This is a genomic window from Shewanella sp. KJ2020 (assembly GCF_024197625.1).
In the GTDB taxonomy this organism is placed as follows: Bacteria; Pseudomonadota; Gammaproteobacteria; order Enterobacterales; family Shewanellaceae; genus Shewanella.
Genome location: NZ_JAKUKD010000030.1, coordinates 287,535 through 310,283, shown reverse-complemented (window position 1 = coordinate 310,283; position 22,749 = coordinate 287,535). Strand labels below are relative to the sequence as shown.

18 protein-coding genes and 1 riboswitch are annotated in these 22,749 nt (G+C 45.8%); of the genes, 9 read left to right on the top strand and 9 right to left on the bottom strand.

Annotation, left to right across the window (positions count from 1 at the left end; all coding sequences use genetic code 11):
- Window positions 1-128: 128 nt before the first annotated feature.
- The 3 genes from MJO46_RS16670 to MJO46_RS16660 all read right to left on the bottom strand — a co-directional run bounded on the left by MJO46_RS16670 (window position 129) and on the right by MJO46_RS16660 (window position 2,813).
- The gene (locus MJO46_RS16670) at window positions 129-1,244 is read right to left on the bottom strand and encodes a TRAP transporter substrate-binding protein (protein WP_253990292.1); all 1,116 of its coding nucleotides are present in this window, start codon (window positions 1,242-1,244) and stop codon (window positions 129-131) included.
- Between the two features lie 486 nt (window positions 1,245-1,730).
- Complete coding sequence (locus MJO46_RS16665) at window positions 1,731-2,051, bottom strand: BolA family transcriptional regulator (RefSeq protein ID WP_253990291.1); 321 nt, start codon at window positions 2,049-2,051, stop codon at window positions 1,731-1,733.
- A 147-nt stretch (window positions 2,052-2,198) separates the two neighbouring features.
- Complete coding sequence (locus MJO46_RS16660) at window positions 2,199-2,813, bottom strand: alpha-ketoglutarate-dependent dioxygenase AlkB (protein ID WP_253990290.1); 615 nt, start codon at window positions 2,811-2,813, stop codon at window positions 2,199-2,201.
- An 83-nt stretch (window positions 2,814-2,896) separates the two neighbouring features.
- On the opposite strand from MJO46_RS16660, the gene MJO46_RS16655 reads away from it, so the two are divergent.
- On the top strand, window positions 2,897-4,030 hold the full coding sequence (locus MJO46_RS16655; RefSeq protein ID WP_253990311.1) for a methyltransferase: 1,134 nt from the start codon (window positions 2,897-2,899) through the stop codon (window positions 4,028-4,030).
- 95 nt (window positions 4,031-4,125) lie between these two features.
- Here the strand turns inward: MJO46_RS16655 and MJO46_RS16650 are convergent, their stop codons facing one another.
- Window positions 4,126-5,424 carry an O-acetylhomoserine aminocarboxypropyltransferase/cysteine synthase family protein gene (locus MJO46_RS16650; protein ID WP_253990289.1) on the bottom strand — a complete coding sequence of 433 codons (1,299 nt, stop codon included), beginning with the start codon at window positions 5,422-5,424 and terminating at the stop codon, window positions 4,126-4,128.
- 583 nt (window positions 5,425-6,007) lie between these two features.
- Between MJO46_RS16650 and MJO46_RS16645 the strand changes: the two genes are divergently transcribed.
- Window positions 6,008-6,412 carry a GreA/GreB family elongation factor gene (locus MJO46_RS16645; RefSeq protein ID WP_253990288.1) on the top strand — a complete coding sequence of 135 codons (405 nt, stop codon included), beginning with the start codon at window positions 6,008-6,010 and terminating at the stop codon, window positions 6,410-6,412.
- Window positions 6,413-6,907: 495 nt separating this feature from the next.
- Here MJO46_RS16645 and MJO46_RS16640 read toward each other — a convergent pair whose 3' ends face one another.
- Window positions 6,908-7,687 carry a helix-turn-helix transcriptional regulator gene (locus MJO46_RS16640; protein ID WP_253990287.1) on the bottom strand — a complete coding sequence of 260 codons (780 nt, stop codon included), beginning with the start codon at window positions 7,685-7,687 and terminating at the stop codon, window positions 6,908-6,910.
- Window positions 7,688-7,878: 191 nt separating this feature from the next.
- Here MJO46_RS16640 and MJO46_RS16635 point away from each other — a divergent pair, with 191 nt between their 5' ends.
- The 6 genes from MJO46_RS16635 to MJO46_RS16610 all read left to right on the top strand — a co-directional run bounded on the left by MJO46_RS16635 (window position 7,879) and on the right by MJO46_RS16610 (window position 15,048).
- The gene (locus tag MJO46_RS16635; protein ID WP_253990286.1) at window positions 7,879-8,769 is read left to right on the top strand and encodes a DMT family transporter; all 891 of its coding nucleotides are present in this window, start codon (window positions 7,879-7,881) and stop codon (window positions 8,767-8,769) included.
- Window positions 8,770-8,908: 139 nt separating this feature from the next.
- Entirely contained in the window at window positions 8,909-10,540 is a 1,632-nt protein-coding gene (locus MJO46_RS16630) for a methyl-accepting chemotaxis protein (RefSeq protein ID WP_253990285.1), read from the top strand.
- 331 nt (window positions 10,541-10,871) lie between these two features.
- Window positions 10,872-12,209 carry a Na+/H+ antiporter NhaC family protein gene (locus MJO46_RS16625; RefSeq protein ID WP_198780855.1) on the top strand — a complete coding sequence of 446 codons (1,338 nt, stop codon included), beginning with the start codon at window positions 10,872-10,874 and terminating at the stop codon, window positions 12,207-12,209.
- A gap of 191 nt (window positions 12,210-12,400) precedes the next feature.
- Window positions 12,401-13,024 carry a hypothetical protein gene (locus tag MJO46_RS16620; protein ID WP_253990284.1) on the top strand — a complete coding sequence of 208 codons (624 nt, stop codon included), beginning with the start codon at window positions 12,401-12,403 and terminating at the stop codon, window positions 13,022-13,024.
- A gap of 79 nt (window positions 13,025-13,103) precedes the next feature.
- Window positions 13,104-13,814, top strand: a complete 711-nt coding sequence (locus MJO46_RS16615) for a 23S rRNA pseudouridine(2604) synthase RluF (protein WP_253990283.1) — start codon at window positions 13,104-13,106, stop codon at window positions 13,812-13,814.
- 199 nt (window positions 13,815-14,013) lie between these two features.
- Entirely contained in the window at window positions 14,014-15,048 is a 1,035-nt protein-coding gene (locus tag MJO46_RS16610; RefSeq protein ID WP_253990282.1) for a transposase, read from the top strand.
- A gap of 361 nt (window positions 15,049-15,409) precedes the next feature.
- Here the strand turns inward: MJO46_RS16610 and MJO46_RS16605 are convergent, their stop codons facing one another.
- From MJO46_RS16605 to gbpA, 3 genes are all read right to left on the bottom strand, one after another.
- Complete coding sequence (locus MJO46_RS16605) at window positions 15,410-17,566, bottom strand: S46 family peptidase (protein WP_253990281.1); 2,157 nt, start codon at window positions 17,564-17,566, stop codon at window positions 15,410-15,412.
- Window positions 17,567-17,827: 261 nt separating this feature from the next.
- The gene (locus MJO46_RS16600; RefSeq protein ID WP_253990310.1) at window positions 17,828-19,003 is read right to left on the bottom strand and encodes an aromatic amino acid transport family protein; all 1,176 of its coding nucleotides are present in this window, start codon (window positions 19,001-19,003) and stop codon (window positions 17,828-17,830) included.
- Between the two features lie 612 nt (window positions 19,004-19,615).
- Entirely contained in the window at window positions 19,616-21,058 is a 1,443-nt protein-coding gene (gene gbpA / locus MJO46_RS16595; RefSeq protein WP_253990280.1) for an N-acetylglucosamine-binding protein GbpA, read from the bottom strand.
- Between the two features lie 122 nt (window positions 21,059-21,180).
- A riboswitch (cyclic di-GMP riboswitch) is annotated at window positions 21,181-21,280 on the bottom strand.
- Between the two features lie 410 nt (window positions 21,281-21,690).
- On the opposite strand from gbpA, the gene MJO46_RS16590 reads away from it, so the two are divergent.
- Window positions 21,691-22,245 (top strand): TMEM165/GDT1 family protein, encoded by a 555-nt coding sequence (locus tag MJO46_RS16590; protein WP_253990279.1) that lies wholly within the window; start codon window positions 21,691-21,693, stop codon window positions 22,243-22,245.
- A gap of 198 nt (window positions 22,246-22,443) precedes the next feature.
- Here MJO46_RS16590 and MJO46_RS16585 read toward each other — a convergent pair whose 3' ends face one another.
- The gene (locus tag MJO46_RS16585) at window positions 22,444-22,686 is read right to left on the bottom strand and encodes a hypothetical protein (RefSeq protein WP_253990278.1); all 243 of its coding nucleotides are present in this window, start codon (window positions 22,684-22,686) and stop codon (window positions 22,444-22,446) included.
- Window positions 22,687-22,749: the final 63 nt, after the last annotated feature.

Genomic DNA, 22,749 nt, shown 5'->3' with positions numbered 1-22,749 from the left:
ACTGTCACTGTCTATATAGATTGCCAGCATATCATCAAATGAATTAGGTCGATAACAAGATAAGGTAAGATGAAATCATCTCATATAAATCCGCCGCTAATATGACCATTTAATAACAACGCTGGCGATTATTGTTGCCTTTGTTGGCTGTAGGCATCCTCGGCTATTTTATGATACTGACGTACACCCTGTTCGTAGACGTGGTATGCATCGTAAACTTTACGCATTAAAGGGTCTTGATTAGCTTGTTCTTCAATCACTCTCAAGGAAATCTGCTCAAGTTCTGTTAGCACTTTGGCGGGAAACTCCCTTAACTCAACCCCCTCATCTTTGACTAAGATATCAAGGGCTGTCACATTACGGGTCGTATATTCATCGAGCATATCTTGATTGATCGCCCTAGCCGCGACCTTCACAATGGCCTGCAAATCCTTAGGAAGTGCCTCGAAGGCGGCTTTATTAATTAAAAACTCCATATTAGAACCCGGCTCATGCCAACCGGGGTAATAGTAGTACTTAGCCACCTTATGCAAACCAAAGGCAAGATCGTTTAATGGCCCGACCCATTCAGCCGCATCAATCGACCCCGTTTGCAGCGCGCCATAGAGTTCACGACCCGCCATATTCACGGGGACGGCACCGACTCGTTTTAACACTTCGCCGCCTAAACCCGGCATACGGATCTTCAAACCTTTAAAATCGGCAATAGTGTTTATGGGCTTATTGAACCAGCCGCCCATCTGCATCCCAGTATTACCGCCCGCCAGCGGTATAACCCCAAAGGGGCGATATACTTCTTCCCAAAGCGCCATGCCACCGCCGTAGTGCAGCCAACCATTCATTTCTTGGGCCGTCATACCAAAGGGAATAGAGGAAAAGAACTGCGCCGCGGGTGTCTTACCCTTCCAGTAATAAGAAGCGGCATGGGCCATCTGAATTTTGCCTTGACTGACACCATCAAATACCGCAAAAGCGGGCATTAATTCACCCGCGCCATGGACCTGGATCTTTAAGCGGCCATTGGACATCTCATCGACAAGGCGGGCAAAACGCTCGGGGGCCATACCTAAACCGGGGAAGTTTTTAGGCCAAGAAGTAGCAAGATGCCATTCGATAATTTGAGGGCTAGATGAGAGAGTACTGCCAGGCTCTCCTGATGCATTTCCCGCATTGCCTGCCGGCGGCTTGCAACCGCTAAGCACCACAAGCAACAGAGTCAAAAGCAGGGGCCCAAACCTATACATCTTATACACTCCCTAGTTTCAATCGCCCCTCTTTGTTAAACCTGAGTCAGCGTTCTGTACGAGAAGTATTAAGCACCTTGATACGCGCTAAATACCCACAAAATAGAACATATTGTTAACACATAAAATTCAGCAGGGAAACTAAAGAATGCCCCTATGCGACCTAATACCAATCGTATTAAATATCTGTTCATTCAGCGGGAGTTCAACGCGCTTTAGACAAGGCGAAGGCTTGAAGGCATAGTGGTGCTCTGTCGAAAGCCTTGAACGCAGTATAAAGCGCGTTGAAACCCGCCCTTCGGGAGCCACACAGGCACCCCACTCCCGTGTTGCATTGACTTAAAAGGGAATGACCATTTCTGCGTCAATGCGCCTTGGATTGAGATGCCTGTGAGGCTCTGAACTGATTAGATATTTAATGTGATTGGTATAATAACAAAAAGCCACTTCCGAGGAAGTGGCTTAGTCGTAAATACCCGTTAACGCTTAACCGCGGCAATTGGGGGTACGGGGAACTTCCACAGTCGCATCCCACTCACTTGGGGTAAAAGTATGAATAGAAAGCGCATGCACACCTGTGGCTAACTCATGGGCTAAACAGTTATTGATTAAACGATGACGTGCCAATAGGCGCAGCCCATCGAACTCTTCACTCACTAATACGACTTTAAAATGAGTCTCTGAATTAGGCGGAACATGGTGACGATGGCTTTCGTTGAGAACCTCTAAGTGAATTGGCGAGAAGCTATCCGTTAACTTCTGTGTAATGGTCTCGGTCACTGTAACCTGCGTGTGCATATTGGACATATTCGAATCTCAGAATGGGAAAATCCAGTGGCCGCAGAGTACTGCTTCAAGTTAAAAAGATCAAATTCACTGGGCTAATTTTGTTAATGATGACTCACTCTATTGCAACATTAATCGCAATATCAACGCCATATATTAAGGTAATAATTAACCGTGAAAATTTACTATCAGTTGCCTAAAAGTGTAGTTCCAACGGGGGTCTTTCACCTTTAATCGCTTAGGCACACTGTGCAGCCAATCGCGCTGCATCGGCCAATGCATGATCAGCAAATCACCACTGTGCAAACTGATGCTGTATTTTACTTGGCTATGTTTATGTTTAATCACAAAATCCCGGGTAGCACCAAGGTTGATAGAGGCAATATCACTGCCATGGGCGATTTCTGGCTCATCATCGCTGTGGGCGCCCATACACTCGTGACCATCGGCGTAACGATTCACTAATACACCATTGCTCGCTAAGCCAAAATCCCGGGCAAGTTTTTCCCTCAATTTATAGGCATACTTAGGCCAAGGTAAGGCGCGGATAAAAAGGCCTGAATATAAATAGTCACAGCCCAAATCACCAAACCACACTTGTTGGCGAGGGATAGGATGAAACTGACCGAAGACTTGGATTTCGGGGCGACTCAAGGGATAAGTTTGCGCTTCTTGCAATAAAGCTGCTTGCTGCTCAGCATTAAGATAACTGCGTACTAAGGTAATGGGCGGCTTAATTTCAGCCTCACCCTCTGTATCAAACCCTAACTTACCTTGCTGCATTGACGTCCTCCATGCGAGCCGTCGCACTGAGCCATGAAATCTGCGATAATCTGCGCCTTAAATTTATTGGCGCAGTGTGGCACATGACAACACAATTTTCAGTAGCGGGTGTTGAACTCGAACTTTTACGGTATCCAGCACAGCAGGAATCTAATCTTCAAGCTTGGGATGCCGCCGACGAGCACTTACTCAAGAGCCTTGTTGAGTCAGGACAAGCCGCAGTGCCGACCGCCATTATTAACGACAGCTTTGGCGCCTTAAGCTGTGCGCTATCGAAACGAAATCCAAGTTGGCCGCTATTTGTTGAAACCGATGCCAGAACCAGCTTTTTAGGCACAGAGCAAAATCATGGCCGCAATCAGTTGCCGATGGATAATCTGCAATGGTTTACCAGCCGCGATACTTTGCCAGAAAACTTAGCCTTAGTATTGATGAAGTTGCCTAAGAACTTAAGCTACTTTGCCCACCAGCTAATACGCTTATCGCACGTGTTACCCGCTGGCACTCGTGTATTAGTGGCCGCCAAAGCCAAATCGATCAATAGCGCCCTGCTCGATATCTTTGCAAAACATTTAGGCCCAGCAAGCGCCAGTTTAGCCTGGAAAAACACCCGAGTGATCACCTGTCTTTGCGATGGTAAACCAAGAGCCTTACCTAAAGAGGTGACTTGGGCCGTACCTGAATATCAACTTGAGATCAGCAATTTAAGTAATGTATTCGCCGCCAATAAACTCGATATTGGCGCACGTATCATGCTAGATAATCTGCCCAAAGGGGATTTTAAAACCATTGTCGACCTCGGCTGTGGCAATGGCGTGTTAGGGTTACGCACGGCTCAGTTATTCCCAGAGGCCGATATCCATTTTATCGATGATTCTGAAATGGCAGTCGCTTCGGCCAAGGCAAACTGGGCACGCAATCAGTTGCCCAGAGATAAAGGCCACTTCTATTGGGACGATTGCATGACACATCTACCCGATGATGTGCAGCCGGATCTAGTACTGTGTAATCCGCCGTTCCATCAAGGTGAAGCCATTACCGATCATATAGCCTGGCAGATGTTTTTAGATGCTCGCCGCCGCTTAAAAGACGGTGGGATCTTACATATCGTCGGCAACCGCCATCTGGCTTACCATGTAAAATTACAGCGCTTATTTAAAAACTGCACCACAGCGGCTTCTAACGGTAAATTTGTGATCCTGCAGGCGAAAAAGTAATCCTGCAGGATTAATATGCCTTTGCGCACTAAAAAGCCGCCATCGAATAATCTATGGCGGCTTTTAGGTTTTCACTATGAATGATGGACTAAATACTATTGGCTCACTAATGCCTTATCGAGCGCCTGGGCCACGTCGGCAATAATGTCATCGATATGCTCAATCCCAACTGAGATACGAATAAGATCCTCAGACACGCCCGCCCTCGCCAGTTCATCGGCATCGAGCTGTCTGTGCGTAGTGCTCGCAGGGTGGCAGGCCAAGGATTTCGCATCGCCAATGTTCACTAAACGCAGGATCATCTGCAGTGCATCGATAAAACGTCCACCGGCAAGCTTACCTTCTTCAGGGGTTGCCGCTTTAATCCCAAAGCTGATGATCCCAGAGGCTTTTCCGCCAGTGATCTTGTGGCAATTATCCTGATAAGGGCTGCTCGGCAAGGCGCCGTAGTTCACCCAACTCACCGCCGGATGCAGCACCAGATATTCCGCTAATGCCAAGGCGTTCGAGCAATGGCGCTCCATTCTAAGGCTTAAGGTTTCAAGGCCTTGCAACAGTAAAAATGCACTGTGCGGTGAAAGCGCGGCGCCGGTATTACGCAGCGGTACCACACGGCAACGACCAATAAATGCAGCAGGGCCAAAGGCTTCGGTGTAAACCACGCCGTGGTAGGAAGGATCTGCTTGGTTGAGTAAGGCAAATCTTTCCTTATTCGCCACCCAATCGAACTTGCCAGAATCGATAATCACCCCACCGATTGTCGTGCCGTGGCCACCAATGTATTTAGTTAAAGAATGAATAACGATATCGGCGCCATGCTCAAAGGGGCGGCATAGCACTGGAGTCGCGACCGTATTATCGACAATTAAAGGCACGCCATGCCTATGGGCAATCTCGGCTAAACGCTGTAAATCGACAATATTGCCCGCAGGATTACCAATAGATTCGCAGAACAAGGCCTTGGTTTTATCGTCGATCAGCTCATTTAAGCCTTCAAAATCATCGAAGGCCGCCATGCGCACTTCAACGCCTTGGCGCGGCAGCGTATGAGCAAACAGATTATAGGTGCCGCCATAGAGCTGGCTGGTGCTGACAATATTATCGCCAACTTGAGTCAGGGCTTGAATTGCATAGGTAATCGCCGCCATACCCGATGCTACGGCCAGCGCACCTATGCCACCTTCAATGGCCGCGAGGCGCTGCTCTAGCACGCTAGTGGTAGGATTCATTATCCGCGTATAAATATTGCCAGCGACTTTTAAATCAAATAAATCAGCACCATGCTGGGTATCATCGAAGGTATAAGAGGTCGTTTGATAGATAGGTACCGCGGCCGCCTTAGTGGTCGCCTCTGACTCATAACCGTGGTGTAATGCCAGTGATTCAAGCTTCATTTTGCCTTCCTTATCCGTAGCAGCCCAGTATTCAATCGACATTGAAAATTGCACAGGATTTGTGCATGTTCAACAAAGCTAACAGATAGACATCTAGAAGTCTAAAAAATTTTAATCCCGAATTAAAAACTGCGACCGAGGGCGAAAATGGGCTTTTCCGAAATAATTTTTTGGACTATTCGATATCAGAGGTTAATAAATATCACAAAACTATTTTTCAAAGGATTCAATTATTCAAAGGATTCAATATTTTCAGACTTGCTTTATTTTTTTACTTGGCCTATGGTATGGACAACTTATTTAAAATTGATCATCTAGATATTTAATGATTAATTTTACCTTAATTAAAAATGGAGATGTAACACTATGTTTAGCACTGCATTTTCATCACTATTTTCCCATGTAATAGCTAGCGTATCTAGTGTCATAAGCTTAATTCGCCTCTCGCTCAAATTCCCAGTCTAAGCCGAGCGTCACTCGCGCTCGGCAGAATTATAACTTTTTTGAAATAAGCGCAGATTAAAACTAATACTCTTTTAAACTTCTATGCTTATATTTTAACTTTGTTATTTCAGAGGCGGCAATGGCATATTCATTTTTTAGCGGTCTTTTCCAGAATTTTATTCTAAAAACTGAAATCTATTATTTACAAAACAGTTTTAATGCCTCACTGCGCCCAATGGCATTGGCAGGCGTAATTAGTAAGCTTGAACAGCTAAAGCATGATACTACTAGTGATAAAGTGACTGTGGGACGGGAAATTCACTTAGTTAATCTACAGGATCAGCAAGAGTACCAAATTGAGTTAGTGTATCCACCAAGGCATAAACCCAGTGCAGGACGTTTCTCTGTTATCTCCGATTTGGGCGTCAGCTTACTTGGGCTGTCAAAGGGTGAAATGGCAAAAGTGAGCATTTTAGGTAAACCAGTGCTGTTTATGATTAAAGATGTCCGTTTAGCCCAAAAACAACCGAAGAAAACGAAGTAGTTTAAAAAACAAGCATGTTCAATTCAGTGGCAACATGCTTTTTACTCGCTATTTGCGGCGGCATTTAGCACAGGCAAACCAATATATTGGAGGAAGATATTTTGAAGTTATTTACTGGCCGCGAAATACATTGAAGCAAGTGAACCTAAATTTAACCTTCTTAAAAATTGACTAAAGTATGGCAGCGCTTAACCATAAACTAAGAAGGTTATTTAAAGGACTCGCTCTTCCTATGTAATATCTCAAGATTATTAACTGAAAACTTGAGCTTAGCTATCAGTGAGATCCGCGGCGCTACACTCGATAGCCTCACTTCACTTGGGAGTATTTTCCATGAGTAAAGAAAAAGCGAAAAAAACGCCGATGAAAACCTTAAAAGAGAAACGTCAGGATAAACGGAACCGCCAAAAAGCTTCCGATTAACTCCTGTTATTAAAATCCCTTAAATCCTCTCTTTTACTCACAAATAGGGTACAGCAATTGCTGTACCCTATTTTATGCCAGCTGGCGCCGGTATTGTTCTGGGGAATATTGAGCATATTTTTTAAACATCACTATATAGGGCGATGTCTGGTTGTAGCCTAAGGTCAGCGCAACTTCCTTAATAGATAAGCCTTCACGTAAAAGTTGTAGCGAATAAATAAACTTATATCGCTGTCGTAATTCAGTAAAACTCATTCCAAGGCTATCCTGGCAGCGCCGAGCAAGGGTACGTTCTGTGGTATGCAGTTCACTCGCCCAAATGTTAAGACTCTTGTGGCTGGCGGGATCGAGTTCAAGCTGCTGTAAAATCGGCTGTAACAACTTATCGCGACTCGAAGGTAAAAATTGCGGCTGCGCCTGCCCCAAAACTAACTGGTCGATTAACACCTCCACCAAACGTTTATCCGCATCGCTCTCGGCGACGCTTATCTGCCGCGCCCAGAGATCATTCACTATCGTCTTTGCAATTGGGGTTACTGTGAGTAAACAAGTCTCACGGGGAAAGACAAGCGAGCGACTTGCGGCGATATTCATCGAATAATAATGAATACTGCGGCGGGTGTAGCTCTCATGTTCTATACCTGCGGGTACCCAGATCGCATATTGAGACGGCGCTAACAATCGCTGCCCCGCTGCATGCAACTCCATAATGCCGCCGCTGCTCAACTGCACTTGCCCCCAAGTATGTTGATGCTTAGGCGTAATGGTATTAGGCAGAAAGGCTTCATAGTAAAAGAAAATATCTGCAACTGGCGCTTGTTCAGCCCCTAGAGGATGGTAAACAGGGCGCATCTGTACTCCTATGAATGTATTTCCAAACAATTCTAGGCATAGACATAAGAATTTATTGTCCGCCGGGGAACTGACATTGTCTTTTAAGCGATATTTATATCACAAAAGACCATGGATAATAGCACTTAACCTTTGACACCTGTTTATGCCGCCCGGTATAAGCCCGTCTTCACCTGAATAAAGACTTACCTATGCTGTATTTATTTCCCTTGCTCGCCGTAGTGATCTGGGCGGGCAACGCCATTGTAAACAAGCTTTCTTTCGGGATTATCGCCCCCGAAGCCATTGCCTTTTATCGCTGGTTTTTTGCCATGCTAGTGTTAACGCCTTTTATGCTAAAACCCGTATGGAAAAATCGCCGCACTATCATTCCTCTACTGCCGAAACTCGCCACCTTAGCCGCCTTAGGCATGGTGCTAAACCAAAGCCTTGCCTACTTTGCCGCGGCAACAACAACCGCCACCAATATGGCATTGATCAACTCGCTGGTGCCTATGGTCAGTCTGTTTTTGGCTGTGCCTCTACTCAAACAAAAACTTACGCCCTTAGTCTTTGGCGGCACCTTAATTTCGCTGCTGGGTTTAGTGTTTATGTTAAGTCATGGGGATATGGCCAATTTGGCCATTGGCGTAACCGAGGGTGATTTACTATTACTGATTAGCGCCTTTGTGTACGCGCTTTATGGGGTACTGCTCAAACGCTGGCAGCTACCGATATCGACTTGGGAATCGGTTTATATTCAAGGAATTATTGCCGTGTTGATGTTAACCCCACTACTTTTTAGTGCATCGAGTGTCACCATCAGCACTCAAGCAGCGCCGCTCATTTTGTATGCAGCCGTTGGCGCTTCACTCATCGCCCCTTGGGCTTGGATCAACGGCATAAGCAAACTAGGGGCCGAACGCACTAGCGTCTTTTTTAATCTCATGCCAATTCTTGCGGCGATACTGGCGGCGATTATCCTAGATGAAACCTTAGCGATTTATCATTATCTTGGTGGCTCTATGGTGATTATGGGCGTGATGCTAGTACAGATAAAACCTAAGCCTAAAGCCATCACAACCTTAGCTTGTACCGAATAAATGGCAAAATTGACTCGCCTCATGGGTGAAATAGAGGCGGGTCAAATCTCTTCAATCTGTTAATGTGGCTTCGCAAGCTCCGGGCAAATTCCTAAATAACTACTAAGCTATTTAGTAAGTTATTAATGGAGATGCCCCTATGTTCAGTAGTATTCGAGTTAAATTTTCGCTGATGCTTATCGTTATGGCGATGGCCCTTATTGTGATGGCAATAACCGATGCCATGCAAAGTCGCGCGACGATTAAGCAAATGCAGGAATTTAGTCAGCTCTTTAACCCGGCAATTTCGGCGATACTCAATGCTGATCGCGATCTTTATCAAGCACAGCTTAGTGAAACAGTGCTACTCAGGGAAGGATTGAACAGCGATGAGCGCAATAGCGAGATAAATGATTGGCAGGAAAATGCCGACCAAGCCCGTGATCGTATGGCGGAATTTAAAAAAATTCTCAAGGATCATCTACAAGTGCTGCAATCCACCAACGGCTTTGAAGCCCAATTCTCCCTCTGGTATCAAGCCTCATCCGAGGTGATTAACGCGGTTAAAAATAATGATTTTGAACGAGCTAGACAACTGCATGAAAGTAAATCAAAAAAAGAGTTTAAAGCCTTAAGAAACATCTACAATGCTGCGGGCGAAGCCGCCGATAACCGCGTCAAGGAGCTGGATTTACAGGCATCGGAACAGGCCACCACCCAAACCCAAATATCGGTTAGCATCGCCAGCTTAGTGGCGATTGTCGCCCTGTTGATCGCCTATTTTGGCCCCAAAATCATAGTCGATGCCATTCAAGATATTACTCATAGGATCAATGATATTGTCGATGGTGATGGCAACTTAACCCAGCGGATCCCCATCACCCGTCAGGATGAAATTGGCGAACTCGCCAACGCCTTTAACTTGTTTGTGGCGCAGCTACAACAGATGATTATCGCAATTATTAGTCAAACCAAAGATGTGAGCCAAACCGTTGAAAGTCTTGCGACTAAGTCTGCTACCACAATCAGCATCAGCCATGAACAGGAGCAGTTCGTCGACACCATTGTCACCGCAGTCAATCAAATGAGCGCGGCTGTAAGGGAAGTCGCCAGCAATGCCCTGCACACGGCGAGCGAAATTACTAAGGTGAATGATCAAACTGTGGAAGGTAAAAAAATCCTTACCCAGTCGGTTAATCATATTCAGCAACTATCTGAATCGGTTAAAAATGCCGTCACTGTGATTGAAAAGCTCTCAGTCAACTCGGCCAATATTGCCTCAGTACTCGATGTGATCCGCTCTATTGCTGAACAAACCAACCTGCTCGCACTTAACGCGGCTATTGAAGCGGCGCGGGCGGGCGAACAGGGCCGCGGTTTTGCTGTGGTCGCCGATGAAGTGCGTACGCTGGCGAGCCGCACCGAAACCTCGACCCAAGATATTCAGCGCATGATTGAAGAGTTGCAGCGCGGTGTAAATGATGCGGTAAAGAGTATTGAATCCGGTGCTAGCCTGACTACCTCGACGGTCACCCTCGCCAGTCAGACCCAAGATGCATTAGATGAAATTCTTAACTCCACCTCTAAGGTCAGCGAGATGTCCACGCAAACGGCAACGGCGACCGAAGAACAAACCCATGTAACCGAAGAAATCAATCGTAACTTGACTGAACTGTCTGATAAAACAAGATATTGTAATATGGTTATCCAAGAAACCCAGCAAGTCGTCGTCAACACTAAAGCCATTTGCAGCAATCTACAAAAAGAAGTGGCCCGATTTAAAGTCGCTTAAGCCTGCCCCTATCACAGTCCAAGGGAAACCTTGGACTGTTTTCAATGCAACCACATATAACCCACTCCAATTTCGGCGCGTTGGGAATATATGCATTAATCGTTTGATTTAAAATAATAATGCTAAAAATTGACGGTCAAACTAGGTGCTTTATTACTCACCTGAGCAAATGGAAGTAAAAACATCTAGACGTCTAAATTGACAGAAGAGAGGGGATCAAATATGCTTCGCCACACGTTGCTAGGATATGATGCCGAAGCAGCATGAAATTTAAGCGAGTTTGACTGCCAAGGATCCCGCGGATAAAACTCTAAGTAAAAGAGAGACAACATTGAGTCATTCAGCACAAACATCTTCACAGAGCAGTCCGGCATCCTTCATTGCCCTGTTGCCATTATTGGTTTTTCTAGGTCTATTTATTGGCGCGGGCGTGTATTTCCAAAGCCAGGGCGTCGACTTTGCCTTCTATCAATTACCCAGTGTTATCGCCATTTTACCTGCGATTATTCTGGCGCTGATACTATCAAAACAGAAATTAAATCAATCGATTGATACTTTTATTGGCGGTATCGGTCACAGCAATATTATTGCTATGTGTTTGATTTACTTACTTGCAGGCGCCTTCGCTGCGGTCGCTAAAGCCACTGGAGGTGTCGATGCCACCGTGGCCTTAGGTTTATCCTTGATCCCATCAAACCTGCTGTTGCCCGGCTTCTTCGTGATTGCCGCTTTTATCGCCACGGCCATGGGAACCTCAATGGGCACTATCGCCGCCGTTGCGCCCATTGCTCTAGGTGTTGCCGACCAAGCGCAAATCGATTACGCCCTGATGGCGGGCGCTGTAATGTCGGGCGCCCTCTTTGGTGACAACCTGTCGATTATTTCCGATACCACCATTGCAGCCACTCGTACTCAAGGCTGTGATATGAAAGATAAATTCCGTGAAAACTTAATATTTGCGATTCCCGCTTCTGTACTCACCTTTATCGCCTTTGTCGTTGCTGGCCAAGGTCAAGCCGAGCTAGCACCGCAGAATATCGATCTGATTAAGGTTATTCCTTACCTGACCATTTTGGTTTTAGCGGTTGCTGGTTTAAACGTATTTGTCGTCTTAACCTTAGGCATCTTACTAGCGGGCGCAACAGGCTTGTTGACTATGGATTACGGCGTGATCCAGTTTGGTAAGGATATCTACGCCGGTTTTAGCAATATGCAGGAGATTTTTATCCTGTCTATGTTGGTGGGTGGTTTAGCCGCCCTGATGCAGCAACAAGGTGGTTTAGCCTTTGTGAGTAAGCAGATTGAAAAGCTGATCACTCGCTTCTCAAAGGCCCAAGGTGAAGCCTCATGCCGCGCCGCCGAATTAGGGATGGCGGGGATTGTGGCTGTGACCAATAGCTGCGTTGCTAACAACACAGTTTCTATCGTAGTGACGGGGGAGATTGCGAAGGATTTAGCTGAAAAGCACGGCGTAAGCCCAAAACGTGCGGCCAGCATACTCGATATTTTCGCTTGTATTATCCAAGGGTTAATTCCCTATGGCGCCCAGGCGTTGCTCATCGCATCAACCTTTAGCATCACACCGCTAGCCGCAGTGTCCTATGCTTGGTACTGCATGATCCTCGCTGCCGTGGCGATTGCGATTGTGATTTTCCGCAAGCGTCACTGATTTCTGTAAGCGTCACTAGGTTTTATCGCTATTATTCACAACACTAATATTATTCACATCACTAAGGGAGCAATTAGCTCCCTTAGTTTTTAATCGCTTTTCAGCATATGCCACTATCCTAGACTTGCCATCATTCAGGGATTGAGGCAAGTTACACCCGATTATTCGACCTTGATTCACCCGATAACACTATGAACCCAAGACACCAAGAACCCAGTTATTATGATTTACATCGCCTGATCACTTGGTTGATTGTGGGTGCAGCCTTTCTCAGTGCTGCGGGGGTTAGTATTGCCATATATGCTGAATATCAAACCATTGGCATTCAAGCCCTATCTATGCGGGCAGACTTTTTGGGTGACTATATCAACTCCCCCCTTGCCTATGTTTTTAACCTAGGTTTATTGGCGGCGGGGATTTGTATGTTGATCTCAATGGCAGGGCTTTACTTACTCAAGCTCGATACTTTTAGCCAATATATTGCCCTTACAGGCGTTTGGGTGGGTACTTCGGTGATTTTGATGGGCATTTTCCCGATTAACTTTTTAAGCATGCACAGACTGGTTTCAACAAGTTACCTATTGAGTACATTAAGCTTGCATTTTTTAGTGATTATTGCGGGCATAGTACCTAAACTAATTTGTCCAAGACCGTTGTTTTACCTGAGTTTAATTAGTTTTATAAGCGCTGTTAGCTTAAGCCTACAGTTAGATTGGACTCTATTAGATTTTCCCCCTGCGAGCCCCAAACACACTTTTGCAGTGTTTCAGTCAATATGTGGCTGCAAACCAATCTCAACATTATTTGGTGTTTAAGCCTCGCATTTGCCATGCGCCGCTTATCCAAAATCCTGTATTATCGCGCTCAAATCCATCATTTGTCTTAACTTAATCTATGCGCTTAGCCAAATACCTCGCCCAATGTGGAATTGGCTCACGCCGTGAAGCCTGCCGTTTGATTGAAGCTAGGCGTATTACACTTAATGGCAAGATTGCCAAGCACACAGATCCTATTCGTTTGGACGGCTCATTAAACTGTCTCGACCATATTGAGCTTGATGGCGCACCTATCACTCAAACCGAAACGCTCGCCTATTGGATCTTCAATAAAGCCGCAGGTACGGATTGCCGTTTACTTGAGCAGGATGAAACGAGCCTTATACACCTACTTCCCAAAGCACCAAGACTCTATCCCGTCGGCAGGCTCGATAAGGACTCCCGCGGCCTGTTGCTGTTAACTAACGATGGTGAGTTGACCCATAAACTCATGCACCCCAGTTTTGCCCACAGCAAAACCTACCATGTGCTCCTCGATAGGCCATTCACTGATGATTTTGTTGAACAAATGGCCAGTGGAGTGAATTATAAAGATGTGCAAACCCTGCCCTGCCAAGCCCGCCGTCTCAGTCCGGACAGCTTTGAAATCGTACTGACTCAAGGGCTGAATCGACAAATTCGGCGGATGTCCAGCGCCTTAGGCTATAAGGTGATTGACTTACAGCGCGTCGCATTAATGACATTAACGCTAGAATCCTTAGCCGAAGGAGCGATGCGGCCACTCACCCCACAGGAAGTTGTAGTGCTTAAAGCCGCAGTAACGATTTAGTGGAAGACAAATCGCGAATGCCCTCAAGCAGCTAGCCTCAATTTGAGACAAATGCCTGCGCGAACAATATCTGCCAATAAACTCCAATGAAGATAGAAACGTCTGAGACAAACAATGAGGACAGCCACATCTTTTTGTGTTTTTCAGCACCTTCAACTAGGCTTTAAATTACCCTGATTTTGTCTGTGTGGAGTTTGCTATGACTTCGGCCAGAAGACAGTTAATTGATGCCAATGCGACGCCTTTCTATCATGTGATAAATCGCTGTGTTCGTAGGGCTTTTTTATGTGGTGAAGATAAACTCACAGGTCGCAGTTACGAGCATAGACGTGGCTGGATTGTGGATAAAATCAAAGCATTATCTGCGATTTTCTGTATTGATATCTGTGCCTATGCGGTGATGAACAATCACTATCATCTAGTGCTTAAAATTGATCTCGACAAGGCAAAATCCTTAAGTCAAAAAGATATTATTAGCCGCTGGTGTCAAATCACTAAGGGCCATGCTGTCGCGACTAAGTATATGAATGGTGATGCTTTAATCGACGGTGAAATGATGTTGCTTGATAACTTACTTGCCGAGTGGCATGAGCGCTTATCCAGCATATCTTGGTTTATGCGCTGTTTAAATGAAGAAATTGCCCGTAAGGCTAATCGTGAAGATGAGTGTAAAGGTGCCTTTTGGGAAGGTCGTTTTAAGTCGCAAGCGCTGTTAGATGAACAAGCACTACTGGCCTGCATGATGTATGTGGATTTAAATCCTATTCGAGCAGGTATTGCCGACTCTTTGCAATCCTCTGATTTTACATCGATTCAGGAGCGAATTAACTCGCTATCTCCGCAAGATAACGCTTTCCCCTCAGTTAACACACTGGCTCAATCCGCAAATAAACGACCGCAAACAACACACCAATCCCTCGCTAAATTTGATGGTTCAACACATCTGAATCAGCAAATGGACATTCCGTTTCATTTTGCTGATTATCTTGAGTTGATAGATTGGACTGGCCGAGCGATTCGCCTTGATAAGAAAGGTTATATCGATAATCAGCAACCAAAGCTGCTCAATGAATTAGGCATTGCGCCCGATGCTTGGCTTACTTCTGCTAAAGAGTTTCGCCGTCAATACAGTGGTATAAGTGGTCGATGGGATAGCATGTGCGAGTTTAAGAAGCAGCACAACAGCGGCAAATGGTGTAAAGGTAAAGTCTCAAGCCAAGCGTTACATCCTTAAGCTCATCACTGCTCACAGTCCAGCTACTAGGATTATTTTTGTTTATCCGAAATGCAGATAATGCCGCGCAAAACGCAGCGAGCCTTTGTCCCAAAGCGCGCAGCGTAAGGCTATTAAATCCACAGGTTACGCTAATGCTCAAAAGGTGAGTAATGCCTTGGCACACCTATCAAGACTGCTATCTCAACAGCTATCAACAGCCATTACTTTCACACAAAAAAAGCGATAAACCCAGTGAGTTTATCGCTATTTTATTATCTTGTTATGGCAGCATTCAAAGAGCACTAAGTCACACTTGAATGCTGATAATCCAAATTCACTATGCCACTATAGGCCGCACCATTGCTGGTGCGGCAATAGATTACTTAACGATTTCCATCTCAGCTAATAGGTTGTCGGCATGATCTAAATACTTCATTACCCACAGCATATAACGGCTGTCGACATGAATAGAACGGTTAATCTCGTTATCAAATGCCCAACCGCCGATAATGCTTTCATACACACCGTCGAACAAAAGGCCCACTAATTCAGCGCGGCCGTTTAAGGTCGGTGAGCCAGAATTTCCGCCAGTAGTATCTAAGGTTGATAAAAAGTTTACTGGTACAGAGTCTATTGATTTCATGTAGAAATCACCGTATTGCTTCTGCTTGATCAGCTCTAACTCTTTCTTCGGCGCATCGAATGGATCAACACCCGTGTCCTTTTGCACTATGCCTTCAAGGCGAGTAAATGGCACGGCCACTAAACCGTCTTTTGGCGAATAGCCTTTCACATGGCCGACCGTAACACGCAGGCTAGAGTTCGCATCGGCGTAAACCGGCTTACCTTGCTCTAGGTTGTAGGCAATGATGGCATCCATATACTGTGGGCGCACCTTCATTAGCTCCCCCGCTAATTGTTTTTCTTTCTTTTCTTCTGCCATATCTGTGTCATACATAGCGACGGCGAATTGAATGAAAGGATCTTTAGAGGCTTTGAAATCGGCTACGGATTTATCCATCCATGCCAGGCGTACGTCTTTATTACCTAACTCAGTATTGGCGTACATTTTATCTAAGGTTTTCGAAAGCTTAGCTTCACTAAACTTTTTATCGATCCCAAAGGCTTTATCCAATGCAGGCAGGCGCTGCTCAGCTGGCAATGCGGCGTAGCGTTTTAGCATGTCGAACAACACCGCTTTATCAACGCTTGGTGCATAACGACGATCGATACGCTCCATGCTGGCTTTTAGACGTGTCATATCACGCTCTTGAAAGCCCGGTTCACGCTGCATATCTGGCAGTTGCTTCTCGTTCGCGAGGCGATACAAGCTGCGCGCCGTCGGCAACATAGTCGTACTACCAATGTAGCTTAGGATCATGTCACGCTCTTGATGCGCTTTAGCTTTAGCAATCAAAGCATCTAATTCCGCTAAGGTTTTGCCGTATTTCGCTTCACGGCTGCTGTCTTTGGCGATCCACTCAGCAAGTTTAGCTTCGAGGACTTTACGGTCGGCCAACATAGTGGATTTGCCGTAAAACTCGATCATCGAAGTGAAGTTTTTCGCGTAATTTGCAAGGCCAGCAATTTGGCTCTCATATTTAATACGCTCATCACTGCCCTCGGGCGCGGTTTCTTTAATGATTTCAATAAAGCGCTCACGTAGCATTTTGCCTTCGGGATAAGCCCACTCAAACTCATTTTGAACTTCAGTGGCGGTGCGATATCTGTTGGTGCGACCTGGGTAGCCAGCCACCATCACAAAATCGCCCTCGCTCACACCTTTAGCCGATACTTTTAAGAAGCTCTTTGGCTCATATGGCACGTTATCGCTGCTAAAATCGGCAGGCTTGCCCGCTTTAGAGACATAGGCGCGATAGAAAGAAAAGTCGCCGGTGTGACGCGGCCACATCCAGTTATCGATATCGCCGCCGTATTTACCGACGCTGCCCGCTGGGTTATAGACTAAGCGCACGTCGCGGATTTCCAGTTGTTTGACCAGGTAGTATTCGAGGCCACCGTGGAAGCTATACACTTGACAGCGGTAACCTTCGTCTTTTTCACATTCGGCTACTAGGGCTTTTTCTTGTGCTTCAATGCCTTGATAGAAGTCGCTACCCACTTTTCCGTCGAGCCCAGCTTTAACGCGCTCGGTCACATTGGTCACATCTTCGGTCACATACACTCGTGAGCCCGGTGTCGCTGGCAATTCATCGGCGAAGGTCTTAGCTAAAAAACCATCCTGTAACAGGTTTTTCTCTGGGGTGGAGTTGTATTGAATCGCCCCATAGGCACAGTGATGGTTAGTCACGACTAGGCCCTTTGGCGATACGAATGATGCGGTACAACCGCCGAGGCTTATTACGGCATTCATGGGGAATTCAGTGAGTTTTGAAATCGATTTAGCATCAATTTCTAACCCTTTTGCCTTTAACTCATCGGCCATAGACGGCAGCTGATGGGGCTGCCACATACCTTCGTCAGCCTGAGCACCAAAGCTGGCGGCCACGGCAACTGCGAGTAACCATTTTTTCATTGTGTTAAGTCCATTTGATGTGAATAAAGCCATGCGCAAGCTGGGCTATGTTCTTGTTTTAATCGTTAAGCTTAAATAACAGTGCTAAACCTAGTGCCCACTCGCTTTAAACCCTAAAAAGCAAAAAGTCAGGCACAGGGCCTGACTTTATCACATGGGACACACTCTATAACAGGTTCAGAAAAATTCGCTTACAAAGCAAATACATTTCCCAGAGACTACCCTGCTTCGTTCGCTAAAATAGCGCCATGCAATTACGCATTACAGCGCTACCGCAAGCTGGGCTCCAATAATAATGACACCTAAAACACCCGCGGCAAGTAACGCAATAGAACCGCCAGAGACTTGATATCCTTCCGCTTGTGGTTGTCGTTGGCGCAGAGCCATTGCAATCGGCAAAAATATAATCATCACCACCAAAGGCACAGCCGCGAATCCAAGCACAGCGACAAAGCCTTCCGGCAGATACAAGGCACATAGCAAGGGCGGCACAAAGGTGAGTGCCCAGGTCTGAATGCGGCCAATAACGGTATTTTTCGCGCGAGTGAGTTCGGCAACAAAATCATATAGGCTTAAGGTCACCCCTAGAAATGAAGTCACTAGCGCTAGGTCTGCAAATAACGAGATACATTTGCTGATCCAAGGCGTATGTGCAATCTCCTGCAATGCGGTCACCAGTAATGGTAAAGAACCGTTAAAGCCATTGATCTCAGCCCCACCAACTGTCCCTAAGGTCACCAATAGCCAAAAAATGTAGCACGCCAAAGGAATTGTCGAACCAATCAACAACACCTTACGCAGGGATACCGCATCACCATCGAGGTAACGCACTAAAGTCGCGATACAAACATGGAAACCAAAGGAGGTAAACACCACGGGAATCGCCGCCATCCAACTGCTAGTCATAGACTCGGCAATCGCCCCCGTTGCCATGCTAGCAAGACTGACTTCGGGCAGTAAAAAGAGCACGACAACCACTAACAGTAGGATCATTAACGAAAACAAAAAGCGGGAGACTTTGTCGACCCAAGCCACACCAAGCGCCGCAAACCCGCCGAGCACTAAGGTAAATAACACGACAGCGAGTTGATTATCCAGCACTATATCGAACATGTTCTTGGCTTTAAGCACTAATAATGAAGAGCCGCCGGTAAGATAAGCTGCGGTCAAGGCAAATAATAAACTCAAGAAGGAAGCCCCTTGAATTATTTGGCCTTTTTTACCTAGAAGCTTGCCTGTGATGGCGTGCACATTATCACCCACCCCTGAGCGTAAATTAATTTCGAGCATCAATAGCGAGGTATAGGCAGAAACACCCCAAATGACCACCAGCAGTAAAATTGCCGGGATAATCCCCAAAGCGGCTGTCGCTAAAGGTAAGGCCAACATCCCGGCACCAATTGCAGTTCCGGCAACGATAGCAATCGAGCCTAACATTTTTGAATTCACACAATAGTCCTGTTCAATAATTATTATTTTATTTGAGTAAGATCTGAACCGATAAAGCCTTGCGTCTTAAATAGAAATAAGCGATATCTCACTTAAAGCAGCTTCAAAAAGCATCCAATCGGATCTCCACCTAGCAGATCAATTGGCCCCAATAGCTTTTGAATATTTCAACCCAGTAGCCATTGAGGCTAACTAAATCGACGACTTAAAAACGGCATGACTTTCAATTGTGATTGCCCAAATTAACGTACTGGCTAAATAGATAGTTTGGGACATTAACAGAGCCAAACCCAGTGGGCAAGCCAGTTGTGAACAAAGATGAGTTGCGGGTTGTACGGTAACAACTTAATAGCGCTGTGGTAAACGAAAATACACAAGCGAACAAAGTCACTACCTTAGTCAAAAATACACGGGATGCGGTATTAGACTTGAATCGAAGTAACCGAGGTCTTTTCACCATAGTGAGCGAACAGAATATGGGCTTAAATACCGCCAACATATTTAAGCCCAAACGGCCTTAGGATGCAGGATTCACATCTTCAGGTAGCTTAGCTATACCAATCACAACATATTGAGGATCGGTTAACTCAGCATGTTAATTTACAGCTCAGTCCAGGCCATTGCCCAAGCAGCGCCGACACCCGGCTCAAAACCATTGGCTGAAGCCGACCACTGAATGCAATAGCCACTATAGGGGAATGGCTTACATTGATACACTTTGCCATTTTTAGGCTGTAATACTGTGGTGCCCGCAACATAACCTTTAAGCCCTTCAGGGAATACAAAGTCCGCCTCCGGTGCAGGAGCTTGATCCTTTAAGAAGACGTCAAAGTTCTGCTGAATAACATCACCTTGTTTTGGCTCACCTTTAACCTGCAAGTGATAATGCCCAACTTTAGGGTCAACCACGTCTAACACTAAACTGGCGCTAGTCTTGTTTACCGCTTGGCTAACAAAGCCTGCAGCCGTGCCATTGTGACTAAACAAATAGGCTGACACTAACATATCAGTGTTACTCGTCACATCGAAACGAACCTGAGCTGCACCGTCAATGATTTGATAATCATCGGCAAGTGAGGTGACTTCTAAACTATTACCCGGCGCAGGTGCGAGATCGAATCCCACTTCGACACGTTCAATGCCTGAGTTTTCCGCAGTAAAAATATCGTTCTTACCGTAGACCGGCACTATCTCAGCAGCATTTTTTTGCCCAGCTTTAAGATCTGAGTGTTGTGCATTAATCGCACTCGCTAACAGGAAAGGCCAATTTTGTTTATCGCCTTGAGTCGCATCGCTAATGGTAATGACGGTTTGCTTAGCCGTATGCTCACCATTGGCATCGAACACTCGGGTCAACACTTTATCGCCAGCTTTTAGATCGAGTGACGGATTGATATCCCCCACATCTTGCCATTCACCCGGCACAACAGGACCCGAGCCTAAGTTCACATCGATAGCATTGTAGAAACTATTGGTGGTATCGCCCACTTCCCACACGGCTAGAATCACTTGATAACCGCTACGACCTTCTGGCACATAGCAGTCATGGGTCACTAACTTAGGCGGCTGCACCATACCACCATCAACTACGCAAAAGGGTGCTAAATCAAAGCTCGCTCGGCTTAAAGCTTGGTTTTGATTCCAATCTGGGCGGGTTAAATAATAACGCCAATTGCGGGTGACATGGTTGGCAGTGAACTGCCAACTGAACTTATTCCAGCCCGCTTTAATATCCGTTTTTGACCAACGGCTGGGGCTCTGCTCATCTAAAGGTGAAAATGCACCATTGCTTGCACTCGCCAGTTTGCCATCGGCAGGACCGGATTCAGGAAAACCCGATGGCCCCTCTACGCTTTGCGGCTCCCATTGCACTGCGCCACAATTGGCATTTTTGCCGGTTTTACAGGCATAGGAACGTGACTCAGGCGCTACCACATAGCCGTGTGCCTGTGCAGAGATACTCACAAACGTATTCGCCGCCATCACTGCAACGGCTAATAAACTCAATTTAGAAACAGGGGAAAAAACAGTAGGATTTGCCACTTTAATGCACTCCATTGGCAGCCATATTCACCAGTACTGGCTTAGGCTTAGATATAAAAGTGGTATTTGGGCAAACAACGGCATTAAACAGCAGTCATTTATCTTTCACAGAAATCGCGTTCTGCGGCAACTCCGCTATCTTAGTTCACTAAAAAATCCCTTTACAACCTTAGACCGGAAGCTTTACGTCCTAACTTTTCAATTAGTTTGCCAAATACGGTAGGTGCCATCGAATCACCACAAGTTAACAATATGTAATCGTGCAGCAATGACCGTGCTAAATTAACAACAAAAGACAACGCTGTCAAAAAATATCTTATTTAAATTCAATTGATTATAGAACGATGGGCGGTATTTCTTTGACACCTGTCAAATATTATTCAGCGCCTGCTGCCATAAACTCACGCTTGAAAGCTCGTTGTACTTAGGTATAATGCCCACCTCGCTTCGGGGGAGTAGCTAACGGAATTTCGAGCCATCGTCATTCTGGGTGAATATCAACATACTTGGCCGCATGCCATGGTGTTCACAGCAAATCATCGATTTGCCCGGCAAGACCTGAGCACAATAACCGCACCTAGGGGTGGACGGTATATTGTGCTTATGTCTTAACCACCCCTAAAGGATCACACTTGGAAGCCCTACTAGCCTCAACCTTTACGGTTGCAATTGCCGAAATTGGCGATAAAACTCAATTACTTGCACTGATTCTCGCCGCAAGATTTAAAAATAAAACCGCCATTATTCTCGGTATTTTACTGTCGACGTTATTCAACCATTTTGCCGCTGCTTGGATTGGCCAATGGGCGATTAACTGGGTCAGCCCAGATCTTGCCCGCTATTTAGTTGCCGCGTCCTTCTTCGCGATTGCCCTGTGGGTGTTAATCCCCGATAAAGTCGATGCCGAGGAGAGCCGTTTCTACAAAATGGGCCCCTTTCTCGCCACCTTTATCCTGTTCTTTATTGCCGAAATGGGGGATAAAACCCAGATAGCAACAGTGGTACTCGCCGCAAAATACGATTCGTTGACTATGGTGGTTGCGGGTACGACCTTAGGTATGCTGCTTGCTAACGTGCCCGTGGTAATCGCCGGTCATTTCAGCGCAGACAAACTCCCCATGCACTGGATCCACCGAGGCTGCGCCGTACTGTTCGCTCTGTTAGGTGTGGCAACGCTATTGTTCTAGGGGATTCGATTAATCAATTAGGCCAGCAAATGCATTACTGGCCTTTTATGCTGCCAATGCTTGGCACAAATGTGCCCAGGTTTTAGCGCGATAACCCGCCTTAAAATTAAACGGTTATTTAGTTAGGTTTGGAGAGCAGACTTAGATAGTCAGTATGTGATAGCCAGAGCGAGATCGTAAGAATGAGAGCATCTTGCACTAATTAGCGGGTAGCTCAGGTTCGCGATATAGCTTAACCAGATAATAAGCATCTATGAGTACAATAAAAAAGTTAACTAAGGCAACAGGATAAGCACCAATAGCCATTCCATAGGCCACAAATAAAGCGGCACCGATAAGATTCCACCAGCGCAGTTTTTTGATGTTTGACATCATCAGTGATATTGCGACGACCACAGAGGCTAAATAACCAACCCATTCCCACATTATTGCGCTATCCATATCTAATCCTTGTTAATATATTATTTAAATCAACCAATTGATACGCTTTACACAACAGAAAAT